Annotated in this window: 12 protein-coding genes; 5 read left to right on the top strand and 7 right to left on the bottom strand. The window is 40.5% G+C overall.

From position 1 onward, the window contains the following. Positions 1–54 precede the first annotated feature (54 nt). Together R5R67_RS03455 and R5R67_RS03450 are read left to right on the top strand one after the other, a co-directional pair. Entirely contained in the window at positions 55–1347 is a 1293-nt protein-coding gene (locus R5R67_RS03455) for a 3-deoxy-D-manno-octulosonic acid transferase (protein ID WP_000224860.1), read from the top strand. Next, positions 1344–2051, top strand: coding sequence for a 16S rRNA (uracil(1498)-N(3))-methyltransferase (locus tag R5R67_RS03450; RefSeq protein WP_001028409.1), 708 nt, complete (start codon positions 1344–1346; stop codon positions 2049–2051). Before R5R67_RS03455 ends, R5R67_RS03450 begins: the two co-directional genes overlap by 4 nt. Here the strand turns inward: R5R67_RS03450 and R5R67_RS03445 are convergent. Both R5R67_RS03445 and R5R67_RS03440 read right to left on the bottom strand, forming a co-directional pair. Continuing rightward, positions 2031–3011, bottom strand: coding sequence for a mechanosensitive ion channel family protein (locus tag R5R67_RS03445; RefSeq protein WP_000752853.1), 981 nt, complete (start codon positions 3009–3011; stop codon positions 2031–2033). The two genes, R5R67_RS03450 and R5R67_RS03445, sit on opposite strands and share 21 nt — an antisense overlap. A 112-nt stretch (positions 3012–3123) precedes the next feature. Next, positions 3124–3699, bottom strand: coding sequence for a DUF805 domain-containing protein (locus R5R67_RS03440; protein WP_000457175.1), 576 nt, complete (start codon positions 3697–3699; stop codon positions 3124–3126). Between the two features lie 294 nt (positions 3700–3993). Here R5R67_RS03440 and acs point away from each other — a divergent pair, with 294 nt between their 5' ends. Continuing rightward, a complete protein-coding gene (acs, locus tag R5R67_RS03435) occupies positions 3994–5943 on the top strand; it encodes an acetate--CoA ligase (protein WP_001002965.1) in 1950 nt (649 codons plus the stop codon). Between the two features lie 45 nt (positions 5944–5988). Here acs and R5R67_RS03430 read toward each other — a convergent pair whose 3' ends face one another. Continuing rightward, positions 5989–6531, bottom strand: a complete 543-nt coding sequence (locus R5R67_RS03430; protein ID WP_000806369.1) for a cysteine hydrolase family protein — start codon at positions 6529–6531, stop codon at positions 5989–5991. A 105-nt stretch (positions 6532–6636) separates the two neighbouring features. Between R5R67_RS03430 and R5R67_RS03425 the strand changes: the two genes are divergently transcribed. Next, complete coding sequence (locus tag R5R67_RS03425; RefSeq protein ID WP_001019413.1) at positions 6637–7050, top strand: Lrp/AsnC family transcriptional regulator; 414 nt, start codon at positions 6637–6639, stop codon at positions 7048–7050. A 91-nt stretch (positions 7051–7141) separates the two neighbouring features. Here the strand turns inward: R5R67_RS03425 and sfnG are convergent, their stop codons facing one another. Both sfnG and msuE read right to left on the bottom strand, forming a co-directional pair. Continuing rightward, on the bottom strand, positions 7142–8254 hold the full coding sequence (gene sfnG / locus R5R67_RS03420; RefSeq protein WP_000192762.1) for a dimethylsulfone monooxygenase SfnG: 1113 nt from the start codon (positions 8252–8254) through the stop codon (positions 7142–7144). 44 nt (positions 8255–8298) lie between these two features. Beyond that, positions 8299–9036 carry an FMN reductase gene (msuE, locus tag R5R67_RS03415; protein ID WP_000145704.1) on the bottom strand — a complete coding sequence of 246 codons (738 nt, stop codon included), beginning with the start codon at positions 9034–9036 and terminating at the stop codon, positions 8299–8301. 376 nt (positions 9037–9412) lie between these two features. Between msuE and R5R67_RS03410 the strand changes: the two genes are divergently transcribed. Next, a complete protein-coding gene (locus R5R67_RS03410; protein ID WP_001023261.1) occupies positions 9413–10063 on the top strand; it encodes a response regulator in 651 nt (216 codons plus the stop codon). Between the two features lie 42 nt (positions 10064–10105). Here the strand turns inward: R5R67_RS03410 and R5R67_RS03405 are convergent, their stop codons facing one another. Continuing rightward, positions 10106–10873: a hypothetical protein gene (locus R5R67_RS03405; RefSeq protein WP_001026740.1), complete on the bottom strand. Its 768-nt coding sequence runs from the start codon at positions 10871–10873 to the stop codon at positions 10106–10108. 392 nt (positions 10874–11265) lie between these two features. Continuing rightward, positions 11266–14763 (bottom strand): PAS domain-containing hybrid sensor histidine kinase/response regulator, encoded by a 3498-nt coding sequence (locus R5R67_RS03400; protein ID WP_001089744.1) that lies wholly within the window; start codon positions 14761–14763, stop codon positions 11266–11268. Positions 14764–14904 lie beyond the last annotated feature (141 nt).

Raw genomic sequence — 14904 nt, 5'->3', positions numbered from 1 at the left:
ATCTATGTTATATTTTCCGCAGTTTTTGAATTTTGACTATTTGAGGCAAACCGCTTGGCGACCCCATTTTGGTACAATACCGCACTTCATTTATTAAAACCGTTTTATCGTTGGCGGATAAAAAGACGTGCACAAAGTCTAGAATTATATCAGCAGGAATGTCTGGAAAGATTTGGGCCGTTTGAAGCACCGAAGAATGTAAAAGCGATCTGGTTTCATGCTGTTTCAGTCGGGGAAACCAATGCTGCACAGCCTTTAATTGAGTATTATCTAAAACTTGGGCAGCCAGTCTTAGTGACCAATACCACGAAAACAGGTCAGGCTCGTGCCAAGTCACTTTTTCTAAAAGAACCTTATTTAGATTTATTTCAAGCCGTTTATTTGCCTGTAGACCAGAAGCCTCTTTTAAAAAAATTTTTTGAGTTATATCAGCCAAAGCTTTTAGCGCTGGTTGAAACTGAACTCTGGCCAAATTTAATCGATCAAGCCAAGTTACAGCATGTACCTTGTTTGCTGCTTAATGCTCGGTTGTCAGAAAAATCTGCAAAAGGATATGGTAAAGTCTCGGGTTTAACCGCAGGTATGTTAAAACAGCTGGACTGGGTGTTAGCGCAAGATAGTGCAACTCGTCAGCGTTATGTTGAGCTTGGTTTAGACGAACACAAAAGTCAGGTCGTTGGTAATATTAAATTTGATATCCATGCACCAGAGGCTTTTATTAAACAAGCTGCCCAATTGCATCAGCAGTGGTATCTGGAAAATCGGCAGGTTGTGACGATTGCCAGTACACATGCACCCGAAGAACAACAAATTTTGGAAGCACTCGCACCTTATTTAAATTCAGATCGTAAGTTGGTGTGTATTGTGGTGCCTCGTCATCCTGAGCGTTTCGATGAAGTATTTGAAATTTGCCAAAATTTAAATTTAATTACGCATCGTAGAAGTATGGGCCAAAGTATTCATGCCAGCACGCAAGTTTATCTCGCTGACAGTATGGGTGAGCTCTGGTTATGGTATGCCTTAAGTCAGGTGTGTTTTGTAGGCGGTTCTTTAAATGAGCCGGGTGGTGGGCATAATATTTTAGAACCTATGGTTTTAAATGTACCTACTGTAGTTGGACCGCGTTATTTTAACTTTCAAACGATTGTCGATGAGTTCATTGATGAAAATGCTGTGCTTATTGCTCAAGATGCACAGCAGGTCGTTGATATCTGGTTAGCATGTCTGGCAGAACCTGAGGCGACTGAACAGTTAGTGGCACAGGCGCATAAAGTGTTGCAACGTAATCAAGGTTCCTTACAAAAACATATCGGGGTGATTAATCGCTATCTGGCCGAAAAATCATGAATATTGTTTTACTAGAGTCTGAAGATGTTCAATCGGATACATGGTCTATCCATTCAAAACGTCAATTACAACATTTGCATGAACATCTTGATATTACAGTCGGCCAGAACCTGAAAGTTGGTATTCGCAACGGCGCCCGTTATATCACTGAAATTGTTTCAATGAATGAGCATGAAGTCCGTATACGGCCTATTCGTGAAGAACCACTACCAGCAAAACTTCCGGTTCATTTAATTGTAGCTTTACCAAGACCTAAAGTTTTACGCCGTCTAATTATGGACAGTGTGACTTTAGGTGTTGAGAAGATAAGCCTGATTCATAGTTATCGTGTTGATAAAAGCTATTGGCAAACACCTTTTTTACAGCAAGTAGACAACTACGTTACGCTGGGACTTGAGCAAGCAGGCGATACAATTGTTCCTGAAATTCAACTCTATAAACGCTTTAAACCTTTTGTTGAAGACATCTTGCCAAACTTAATTACGCAGGAAACACCTGCCTATGTGGCTCATCCTTATGCTGAGCAACGTATGCCAATTAATATTAGCCATGCTTGTAGTGTAGTGGTCGGGCCGGAAGGGGGATTTATTCCTTACGAAGTAGATTTGCTCATAAAAAACGGCTGCCAAGCTATGAGCTTAGGCAACCGTATTTTAAGAACCGAAACGTCTATTTCTTATATTTTAGGTCGTTTGTTTAGCTGATGTTTCAGGGTTTAAAGCTGGTGGATTAGATACCATTTTTAATTCCTGAATTGGGTAAGGAATATCAATATCATTTTCATTGAAAGCTTGTTTTACTTGAGCTTGAATATTACTAATAGATGAAGAAATATCAGTTTCAGTGGTATCAACCCACCAGCGTACAGTCAGGTTAACCGAGAAATCTGCTAAAGCTGTGACATTAACCGAAAACGCAGGCTGACTCAGTACATTTCGGTCATTGTTGAGAATATCTAAAATAATCTGTTTTGCTTTTTGCTCATCATCGTCATAGCCAATTCCGACTACAAACTCGCAGCGTCGTTGTTGATAAGCAGTATTAACAGTTAAGGCACTTGTATAAACCGTTGCATTTGGAATAACAATACGGCGACCATCCGGTGAGCGTAGGAAGGTTGCACGGATCTGGATGTCTTCTACAGTTCCTTCAAGTGAATTCACCACAATTGAATCGCCAATACGGAATGGCTCGCTCAATAAAATCAAAATACCTGAAAGCAGGTTTTGAAAAATATCTTTAAATGCAAAACCAATGGCGACCGAACCGATACCTAGCGCACTCATGAGCTGGCCTGGTGTGAACCCTGGAATCATAATGACAAGGGCTATTAAGAAACCAAAGAACAAGATCGCTGTACTACCGACACGGTTTAAAACTAAAACTAGATTTTGACGAGTATAAGAGCGATTTTCTAAAGTCTTACGAACAAAGAACTTAAATAATTTGGTCAGTAGCCAAAAAATAAGAAAAACAACAATTGCAATGCAGATATAAGGTACACGTTCCCAAAAACTATCTACGATTTTGTCGATAGTGGTATAGGCATCATGGTATTTCTCGGTATGCGCTAAAACTGTTTGAGTGGTTTTAGTACCTGCTTCTTGCAAAAGTTCGCCTGTATTTTTTGCAACATCCGTTAAGGATTTTTGTTCATCAGCCACGACAAGTCTCTAATTGAATAAATTCAGAAAGCCTTTTCAGCTTCCATCATAGTAGGAGATAAAATGTGCGCCTACTATAATGAGTTCATCTAAATAATAAAGTGTTTTTTAATTAAAAGTATTCCGTTCCTTTTTGTAAGATTTGTGTCGGGGTTTGAATAGTATCGGTACCAGAGAAGTAGTAAAAAAAGCCTGCTGTAGAAATAAGGCTAATTAAAATAGCGATTAAAATAAGCCAAGCCATCAGTTTTTCTATAAACGTTGAAGGCCGAACGGGACCATATTGATTAGTGCCCGCTGTACCAGAAGCAAGCAGTAAATAAAGCATAAAAAAGAACTGAACGACTGGAATAAATAACAGTAGTCCCATCCAGCCACTTTTATTTAAATCATGTAGGCGTCGAACGACCAAAATAATGTTGAGATAGATCAGAAATAGCCAGAAAGCCCAGACCATTAAAGCACTTATACCGGAGAGAGAGCTGTAAAACTCAAAATTAAATAGATCACTTGAAAGCTGAAAACTTCCAAGAAACGAAGCCAGTATAAAATAGCCCACGATTGTGACTAAATAAATCAGGCCATATCCACCTAAATAACTCATTCGGTTAAAGCGGCCATGAATTGAAAAAGGGCTGTCTTTAAACGGGAGTTGAGGTGGACGTGAAGAGGGAGTTTCGGCAAACATCTTATTTTATTCCTGCACTGCTTCTAAAAGCTAAAATAAACTTTGTTGATGGTCAAAACCATCAAAACTTAAAAAAATTATAAAAGTAAAAGCTATAGACAAATGTTTTAAATCAACTTAATTTTATAAAAATGTTCACAATTTCGTATGCTTGAGTAAGTGATTAATATATGACCAAAGTCGCATTGTCTAGGCTTTGAAAGAGTCATCATACTGAAAAGGCAAACAAATAAGATCCAGTAAAATAATAGCCACAGTCTCGAGATGGGATGCACAAGATCAAGGAAGTTGCGTATGAATGAGATCTATCCAGTACCAGAGGAATTTAAAAAAACTGCTCGTACTGTTGAAGCAGACTACTTTAAACGTTATCAACACTCTATCGAGAACCCAGATGAATTCTGGGCAGAGCAAGCTAAAATTGTCGATTGGATAAAGCCATTTACCCAAGTTAAAAATACCAGTTTTGACAAAGACAATTTCAAGATTGAATGGTTTGCTGATGGTGAGTTGAACGTATCAGCAAACTGCTTGGACAGGCATCTTAAAGAACACCCTCACAAACCTGCAATTATTTGGGAAGGTGATCATCCTTCTCGTCATAAAATCGTTTCTTATAAAGAATTACACGACGAAGTCTGCCGTTTCGCCAACGTTTTAAAGAAATATGGCATTGGTAAAGGTGACCGCGTTGTGCTGTATATGCCAATGGTGACTGAGGCTGCAATTGCCATGTTAGCCTGTGCCCGTATTGGTGCGGTGCACTGCGTGGTATTTGGTGGTTTCTCACCAGACTCGTTGGCGAGTCGTATTGAAGATAGCCAAGCTAAACTTGTGATTACGGCTGACTCAAGCCTACGTGCCGGTAAGTTGTTACCACTTAAAGAAAATGTTGATTTGGCTCTAGCATTGCCGGGCACAGAGTGCGTTGAAAACGTGATTGTGGTTTACCGTAATGCAAACCCAATCGAGATGAAGCCGGGTCGTGATTTGTGGTATCACCTTATTATTATGGAGGTGGATGCAAACTGTCCTCCAGAACCAATGAAGGCCGAAGACCCTTTATTTATTCTTTATACCTCTGGCTCGACGGGTAAACCTAAAGGAGTGTTGCATACTACAGGTGGTTATCTGGTGTATGTGGCGAGTACCTTTAAAGAAGTTTTTGATTTAAAACAAGATGATGTGTACTGGTGTACCGCTGATGTCGGCTGGATTACAGGCCATAGTTATCTAATCTATGGGCCACTGGCAAATGGTACGACGACCTTAATGTTCGAAGGTGTGCCTCAGTATCCAACATGGGCACGTCTTGGTCATGTGGTCGATAAACATAAAGTCTCTATTTTATATACAGCGCCAACCGCGATTCGTGCCATGATGCGAGAAGGTGATTCGTATGTACGCGAAAGTAACCGTAGTAGTTTGCGTTTGTTAGGTTCAGTGGGTGAACCTATTAACCCAGAGGCTTGGAACTGGTATTACAACGTTGTTGGTGAAGGCCGCTGTCCAATTGTTGATACATGGTGGCAAACCGAAACAGGTGGTATTTTGATTGCACCATTACCGGGGGCAACAGCTTTAAAACCAGGTTCGGCAACGCGTCCTTTATTTGGTATCCAACCAGCTATTGTAGATGGTGAAGGCAATGAACTAGAAGGCGCTGCCGAAGGTAACCTTGTGATTAAAGATTCATGGCCGGGCCAGATGCGTACCATTTGGGGTGACCCAGATCGCTTTATTGAAGCTTACTTCTCGACCTTTAAAAATACTTATTTTACAGGTGATGGCGCCCGCCGTGATGAAGATGGCTATTACTGGATCACAGGCCGTGTTGACGATGTCTTAAACGTTTCAGGCCATCGTCTAGGTACGGCTGAAATTGAAAGTGCTCTTGTATCGCATGAATCGGTGGCAGAGGCTGCTGTTGTAGGTATGCCGCATGATATTAAAGGGCAGGGTATTTGTACTTTTGTGACCTTGCAGGCGGGAGTTCCCGAGTCGGAAGAACTGCGAAAAGAGTTAATTAGTTGGGTACGTAAAGTACTTGGACCAGTGGCTTCACCAGATGCATTGCACTGGGCACCTGCATTACCTAAAACCCGTTCGGGTAAAATCATGCGCCGTATTTTAAGAAAAATTGCAGCGAATGAACTGGATAGTTTGGGCGATACCTCAACCCTAGCTGAACCGGCAGTGGTGGATCAACTGATTGCGACAGTTTATCCTGATAGACAAAAATAACGTTTTAATAAAAAAGCCCCTATCGGGGCTTTTTTATTAGCCTGTTTAAGATTTTGCTAGAAAGTCAGCAGTATTTTGTACGCTTGCAAACATACCAAGAGCAGCTAAAAAAGCAGTTTGTACATCTTCGGCTTTAACAGTTTTTCCGTTATGGTTTAAATCACGGGTCGCAGTGGCATCTCCAATTAAGATGGGTTGATAACCTAACTCTTTGGCTGCACGTGTGCCAGAATCAATACAAATATGTGTCATCATGCCTGTGATCACGAGTTGTTCAATTTGATGTGCTTTTAAAAGTTCTTTTAAATTGGTTTCTAAAAAACTGTTTGGATAATGCTTTGTCACGATTAATGAATCACTGCCAGCACTGAGTTTTGGATGAAGTAACACACCTTCAGTATTTTCTTGAAAGAAGCTGGCTTGTGGCGGGTTAATATGTTGCACATAAATAATTGGTAAATCTTTTTCATTAAAATATTGCTCGAGCTGTTTTATTTTATCGAGCGCTTGATCTGGTCCAACCAATTCCATTTTGCCATTTTTAAAATAATCATTTTGTACATCGATAACTAATAGTGCTTGTTTCATGAGAATACTCTTGTTGGTATAAGATAAAACAAGGTTATTCTCTGCCCACAAAATCGGCTATAGTCCTATGAAAGCATTATCGCCAGTTTTCTTTCGTTATGAAAAATGAATATTGAATTAGACCCTATTGATCTAAAAATTATTGCATTGCTTAAGCAAGATTCTCGCTTAACAAATAAAGAAATTGGGCAGCGTGTCCATCGGACAGGACAGGCAGTAGGTGCTCGAATTGCTCAGTTAATGGATGCAGGTGTTATTAAAAATTACACCATTGCCGTGCAATACAGGCATAAACAATTTATTCATTTGCATTTAAATGAACTGCGCTCCTTTGAAGAAATTGAAAATTTAGTAAAGCAATATGAACAAATCGATGAGTGCTTTAAGGTTATGGGTAATGCGTGTTATATGATCGTTAGTCATTTCGAACCAGCAGAACTCAATGCTTTTATTGAAGTCCTCTCAAAATGGTGTCGTTACTCAGTTGAAACTGTTATTCGAGAAGTAGAGAAAGCTTAAAAAATAAAAGCTCCAAGCCGAGTCTTGGAGCCAATATGTCTTTATTTTTATTTATTGTTTTTATTGTCTTGCGCTGTTTTAACTGGAGGTTTTAGGCTGATTTAGCTTGAATTTCTACCTCCTTTTCCTGTTGTAGTTCTAACTGACGAACGAGTGGCAGAACTTTTTCACCAAAGTATTCCACCTCTTCAATAAAGTGTAAGAAACCTGAAAGAACCAAGTCGACACCTACATTTTTAAGCGCCACAATCCGCTCTGCAATTTGCTGAGGTGTACCAATTAGATTGGTTTTAAAACCATCGTTATATTGAACTAAATCTTCAAAAGTTGATTTTGCCCAGTTGCCTTCTTGTTCTGGTGAAGCAGCACCCGCTTCACGAGTTGCATCGCCAAACGCGTTGACTGCTTCAGTGTTGGCTTTATCAATAATTTCTTGAAGTACTGCTTTAGCTTCTTCTTCGGTATCTCGAGCAATAATGAAAGCGTTCACCCCAATTTTAACTTGATGGTTATTGGCTTTTGCTTTAGTACGAATATCTTCGATCTGTTTTTGAATTTCTTCTACAGTATTACCATTGGTGAAATACCAGTCAGACACTCGAGAGGCCATGTCACGTGCGGCACGTGAACTACCACCTTGAAAGACTTCAATATGTGGTTTTTGCAGAGGTTTTGGCTTAAGTGTGTAGTTCTGGAATTGGTAATACTTACCATCGAAACTATAGTTATCTGTGGTCCAGATTCCTTTTAGCGTACGAATAAACTCTTCAGAGCGAACATAACGCTCATCATGCTCAGGCCACTCTTCACCAATCGCATCAAACTCGCCTCTGAACCAGCCACTTACCACATTAATGGCAATACGACCTTGAGTTAGATAATCAATCGTAGCCAACTGTTTAGCTGCAAGTGCCGGTTTCCAAGGGCCGGGCAGAATAGCCGCAATCACTTTAAGTTTCTCAGTTTTTGCAAGTAATGCATGACTGAAACTCACAGACTCATGCTGGTTTTCTGCCCCGTACCCTGCCGTAAAACGAATTTGGGTGAGCGCATATTCAAAACCATTGTTTTCGGCTGCCTGTGCAAGTCGAACATTGTAGTCATAACTCCAGTCTGTACGCTGTTCGATGTTACTTACGACAAGGCCACCGCTTACATTTGGTACCCAATAAGCAAATTTAATTGGTTGTTGTAATTGCGTCATGGTGCTCTCTCCCCATTCGTTATTTTTATTTAGCTATATTGCATTTAGGCAACATGCGTTAATGATTTACCGGACTTATGATGCAAACGAGATTCTGCTGCATCGAGATTTGGTACAGCTGCTGAAGGCAATACTTCTTCTTGCTCAATTTGCTTGTTAATACCGAGCTCTTGATTCGCTTGCTGAGATTTAGGTTTAACCACTTCAGCACGTTTACCTTTCGCTGGCGCCCATTCTAAAATTGGCAATGCGCGTGCTACTGCTAGCGTAATGCGGTCAGATAACTGTTCACTTTTCACCGTATATTCAGGAGTAAAGTCGCGATCTGTTGCGTATACGCCAATTGGTAAAGTTTGCGCCTGAAAGAAGCTAAACAATGGGCGAAGCTGATGCTCTAGTACGAGTGCATGACGATCACTACCACCTGATGCAGCTAAAAGTACAGGTACATCTACTAAAGCAGTTTGTTCAACGAAGTCAAAAAAGTGTTTGAAAAGGCCTGTAAAAGAAGCACGGTAAACAGGCGTACCAACAATTAAGGCATCTGCTGCTTCAACTGCTGCAAGGTCATCTTGTACGCGCTGCGGAAGCTGGTTGCGATAAAATGCGCCGCCTAATAAGGGCCCGATTTCGCTCAATTTAATAAAGTGAACTTTAATATCAATTGCTTCAGATAACTCATCAAGAATGGCCTGAACCAGACTTTCGGTTTTAGATGGCGTATTCAAACCACCAGAAACAGCAACAATATTTAAGGGTTTTGATGATGCGATACCAGTCATGATTTGGTTCCTAAGCCTAAAAAAGAAGATTGGACTTATTAATCAACAATGCTGGCGAACTGTAAAATAACGAAATTGGTCAACCTTATCAGTTTTAAATATAAAACCCGAATAGTTGATTTTTATTTTTTAGTAGTAAGTTAAATGTCTGTTTTTATTTTATATAATTATTGGTGATATATTTTTTAGAATAAAAATAAAGCTTATATAAAAAACAGATTAATTTTGATTAAAAGGTAAAAAACATCTGAAAATCGAAGCAAAGGTCTGTATTTAACAACATTTTGCATAAAAATGGATAAGATGAGCATATCTTTCATCTAAATAGTAGGGTTACAATAGGCCATACTTATGCTCAAGATTACTTTAATCGCTTATGAATATTTTAATCGTTGATGATCATCCTTTGTTTCGTCATGCTTTGATTCAAGCAGTACGTTATAGCCTGCCGCAGGCACAAATTCATGAAACAGCTTCGGTTGATGAGTTTTATGAGCGTTTGGAAAATGGGGCAGAACCTGATCTGGTATTACTCGATTTAAACTTACCGGGTGCTTCAGGCTTTTCGGCTCTGGTCTATGTAAGAGCACAATATCCATCTATTCCTATTATTGTGGTTTCTGCACACGAAGAAGCGTCAATTATTCAACGTGCAATTGCGCATGGTGCAATGGGTTATATTCCTAAATCGGCTCATCCAAGTCATATTGGCGAAGCAATCCGTCAAGTGTTAGATGGGGAAATCTGGTTACCGCCAAACTTGCCATCAAATATTAATCTTGATCCGAGAGCGGCAGATGAAACTGCTTTGGCTGAACGTATTCAGTCGTTAACGCCTCAGCAATTCCGTGTTTTGATGATGGTTGCAGAGGGTTTATTAAATAAACAAATTGCTTATGAACTCGATGTTTCAGAGGCTACCATTAAAGCGCATGTAACGGCTATTTTTAGAAAACTAGGCGTACAAAATCGTACACAGGCTGTATTGGCAATTAGTGCATTAAATATTGAAGATAAAAAAATCTAAAATAAAAAAGACCTCAATTGAGGTCTTTTTTATATGTTCCACTTAGGCAAGGCAATCTTGCTTAGGTGTTAGGCTGTCGCAGTACAGTGGGTTAAGCGCACATTGCAAATCATCAATTTGTTCTTGGGTCACATAGCCCTTGCTTTTTAAATATTCAGCTACACGGTCATCACGCAAGCTTAAGAAAGCTGCATCATAAACACCTAAATCAACAAAGAGAGCTGCGGTTTCTAGGCTATTGAATCGGTCAAGGAAAATATCATTGCCATACATTAAGAAGATATGGTCAAGTTTTGCTTTTTCATCTACATGTAAACGTTCAGCAAGTTGATGTGGAGGTGTCTTAATAAACAGCAAGTCAGAAAGCTCATCGAACTGAGTCATATCTAACTGGTTTTCTCCGAGTTTGACATGACCAAGCCAAGCCTTGAAAACCAGAACAGCACCACCGCGTAGAAGCATACTCCAGATTTGATGGCGTGTTTCATGATCAAGGTTTTCACTTTCAGCAGTAAGGACTTTTAAGAAGTTCTCTTCTTGTTGCGCTAATTTATCAAATAAACCTAAGCCTTGCGGATGATATGCAGCAGGCACAAATACATCAAAATTTAGATCATGAAATACATTGAGTGCGAGAGGTACAGCACACTGATAAATAGTATTGAGTGCTTTGATATGTGTTTCGCTAAGCTTGCTATGCGGAAAAATACTTTGCCAATCTAACTCAGGAAGTAAGGCATTGGCACTGTATTGACGATAAAATTGTTGAGACGAGAGTTGCCCTTGTGGGGTGTTATCAGAAATATTCATGGCAGTTATCCTTTGCATTCATTCTAGAGCAGTGAAGCTATATAGATTGGAAATCGATTTGATAATTCGTTATACAATTTAAAAATTCGTTTTGAATATTTATGTGTCATGAAGAATGCAAGTAGAATACGACTAAAGTCTTATAAGGTGATTTTTTTAAATAATCTATTATAAAAACAATGATTTATTAAATTGTAACTAAGTATACAAGTGTTCACTTACAAAAAAGGTGGGCTTTGCCATAGAAAAAAAGGTATTGGAAATTTTGGTCAATGATTTAATGGGTAAAAGTAGACTTTTTGAGCAGTTCTGCCTATTGGCTTAAATTCAGTCAAACATTTTTGCCAAGAACCGCTCCCCAAACTTATCAAAGGTTGGGAAGCGATAAATGATTAGTCTGTCGTGCTGGCAATTTTAAGCCCAGATAACCATGCTCTTAATGAAGCAGGTTTTAACGGTTTTTTGAGTAAAACAATATTCAGTTCTTTTAATTGCTGCGGTAATTCAGGGTGCGAGTCCGCTGTAATTAAGGCAACAGGAACATCTTCTTGACGATTTTGAGTAATAAAATCAACGCCAAGTTGATTGTGGTTTAAGTGCTGGTCAATGAGCCAAACCTGAATATTCTCTTTTTGAATAATTTCTAGCGCCTGTTCAGGTTCAGTCGCTTTGAAAACTTGATAACCCCATCGTCCTAATAAACTACTCATTCCTTCAAGAATAGTTTCATCATTGTCTAGGCACAAAATACGGTAGGCTTTAGTTTTTAAAGGTACGGCTTGTACAGCTGGTGTTGCAACTTTTGGTGGCTCGACAATAGGTACTTCAATCATAAAGCATGAGCCTTTGCCCAACTCTGAGTAAACATGAACAGGGTAATTTAGCAAACCTGTCATACGTTGTACGATGGCAAGTCCTAGCCCTAAACCTTGTTCACCCCAAGGTGATAAATGCCCGCAACGTTCAAACTCTTGGAATAGCTTAATCCGTTGTTCTTCAGCAATCCCTGGTCCAGTATCCCAAACCCCAATTCGAATATGTCCAGACTGCTGCGCAGAGCGGAGTACACCCACCACCACTCGACCTTTAGCGGTATAACGCAAAGCATTACTGACAAAGTTCTGAATAATACGACGAATCCACTGCGGGTCGGTATCGATCCAGAAAGACACATCGTGGACTTTCAGTGAGATATTTCGCTGAGCAGCGATCGATTTAAACTGCAACTCAAGATCACTGAGCAAATCATGCAACGGATAAGGTTGTCTCTTTGGTTGTATGGTGCCGCCTTCCAAACGTGCAATATCGAGTAGGGCAGAGAGCATACTTTCTGCTCCATAGAGTGCTCGGTCAAGTTGTTGTAGGGTCTGGCGGTCTTCTTCGGTCGAAATACTTTGCTCAAGAACGGTACTAAACAGACGAGCAGCATGCATAGGCTGTAATAGATCGTGACTTGCCGCGGCAATAAATCGACTTTTTGACATATTGGCCATATCAGCTTGTTCACGTGCAAGCTGTTGTTCAGTTAAGGCATCGGCAAGCTGTTGTGTTCTATCTTTTACGCGGGCTTCAAGCACGGCTTCGTTCGCACGGAAGGCCGTAATATCGGCAAATGTCGTTACAAAGCCTCCACCTGCGATTGGATTTCCTCGCATTTGAATTACACGGCCATCTTTACGAATACGTTCAAATTCGTGAGCACTTCCCACTTTCATCCAGTGAAGACGTTTACGCACATGTTCTTCAACTGAACCGGGACCACATTCACCGCGCTCGGCGTTATAACGAATGAGATCGGCAATTGGGCAGCCTACATAAACGAGGTCTTTTGGATAACCAAACAGTTTTAAATATTGGTTGTTCCATGCGACCAAACACATATTTTTATCAACCACGCTTACCCCTTGGGTCATGTGGTCAATCATGGTCATAAGAAGGTTCTGATTAAAACGTTGCCACTGCGATGCTTGGTCTAAAATATTAGCCACTTGCCCTAAAGCGAGGCCGTTATTAATCATTGCTGTTGTGAGCAATGTACGTGCAGAAGCGGCACCGATAATACCCGCCAGATATTGCTCGGTAAAACGCCACCACATGCCATTGGCAATACTATTTGGGTTGAGGGTGAGGTGATTTTGCTCACAAAAATTTTCGAACGCTTGCGTAGTGGGTTGCTCACCCGTAATTCTTTTGGCTAGGGCAAATAAATCACCCACTTTTAAGCGGGCCGCATCATGCGGAAGATAGGTTAAATCAGTAGATGTGTGCGGTGATGGTAAAGGCTTTGTTTCATAATAAAAGAAGCTTTCTGCCTGAATTTGTTCAGCGACGCTTGGCCGATAAATTTTTGAAATCCAGATATATAAAACAATATTTAAACCGAGTGACCAAATAACACCGTGAGTTAAAGGTGCAAATGACTCAAAACCAAATAAAGATTCCGGGCGTAGGGCATTAATGCCGAAAGGACCGAAAAGTAAAATACTTTGAGCAGTTTCCTGATAGGCTTCAGGCAAGCTACGCAAAATAGTTGGAAATAGTAATGTATAACTCCACATTAAAAATCCAATAATAAGTCCTGCATAGACACCTTGACGACTTCCGCCACGCCAATACAAACCACCAATCAGGGCAGGTGCAAACTGTGCTACAGCACTAAAGGCCAATAAGCCGAAAACTGAAAGTTGGTTAATGTCATTAAAGAAATGGAAGAATAAAAAGCCAAGTAGCATCACCGCAACAATACTGATACGGCGGCTAAATTTAAGAACTTTAGGTAAATGCTTATCGTGACGTGACAGCAACTTAAATCGCCATAGAGCAGGCATAATCAAGTCGTTACTGAGCATAATAGACAATGCTACTGATGACACCAGTAACATGCCTGTTGATGCAGAGAATCCGCCTAAAAAGGCCAGTAATGCCAGCCACTCTTGGTTATAACTTAAAGGCAATGACAGCACAGCTACATCAGGCACGGTCAGAAACTTTGGTGCGGCATGCAAAGCCCAGCTTGCGATCGGAATAATGGCAAGAATAGTTAAAATGAGATAAACCGCGAACCATTTACGGGCACCTCGAATATGCTTCTCATCGCGTAGCTCGACCACCGCCACGTGGAACTGACGTGGTAAGCAAATAATGGCTAAACCCGCCAATAATGTTTGAATCCAGAAGGTTTCGGGTACACCAAAGAGCTGAACTTCCTGAAAAGTCTGGTTTACATCAGAGGTCATTTGGCTCAGGTTGGCCGGTGATTCAAAAATAAAAAATAAAGCGACACAAAGTAAGGCAAATAACTTCACAAATGACTCAAATGCAACTGCAAGCATGAGGCCGCCGTGTTGCTCCGTGTTTGCAATCTGCCGTGTACCAAAAATCATGGCTAAAATCGCAAGCACACTGGTGAGCAATAACACGCTGTTGGTCGTCGTATGAATATGCGAGCTTTGCTCCATAATGACTGAGGTACTTAAAGCAATCGCACGGAGCTGTAACGCGAGGTAGGGGATAATCGCAATAACGGCAAGAATAGTCACCAACGATGCGAGTACACCACTTTTACCATAGCGTGCCGCGACAAAGTCAGCGATTGACGAAATCGCATGATGCTGACGAACTCGACCTAGACGCCGCCAGATATCATAACCAAACCAGACAAATAACAGTGGACCTAAATAAATAGGTAAGAAGATAACGCCTTCACGTACGGCAGCCCCAGTTGCCCCATAGAATGTCCAAGAGGAACAATAGACACCTAAAGTTAAGCTAAATAAAAACATACGGCCACGCGTGCTAAGACGACTGGCATGCTTCTCACCAAAAAAAGCACAGACGAATAAAAGCGCAATATAAAGAGTGAGCACCCCAATAATCAGCCAGCTGTTCATATGACCTACATAAATGAAACCTTATGCCTATCATAACCCAAGCCGAAACAAAGCTATAAATTGATTAAATTTTAACGACCAAAGTCTAAGTTACGACTGAGCTGGAATCTTGCTAACTTTAATAATGAAAAAATACATTAA

The sequence above is a fragment of the Acinetobacter sp. OYA S30 genome (genome assembly GCF_033599315.1).
GTDB classification, from domain to species: Bacteria; Pseudomonadota; Gammaproteobacteria; order Pseudomonadales; family Moraxellaceae; genus Acinetobacter; species Acinetobacter baumannii.
This window is presented reverse-complemented; position numbering and strand designations above follow the sequence as displayed.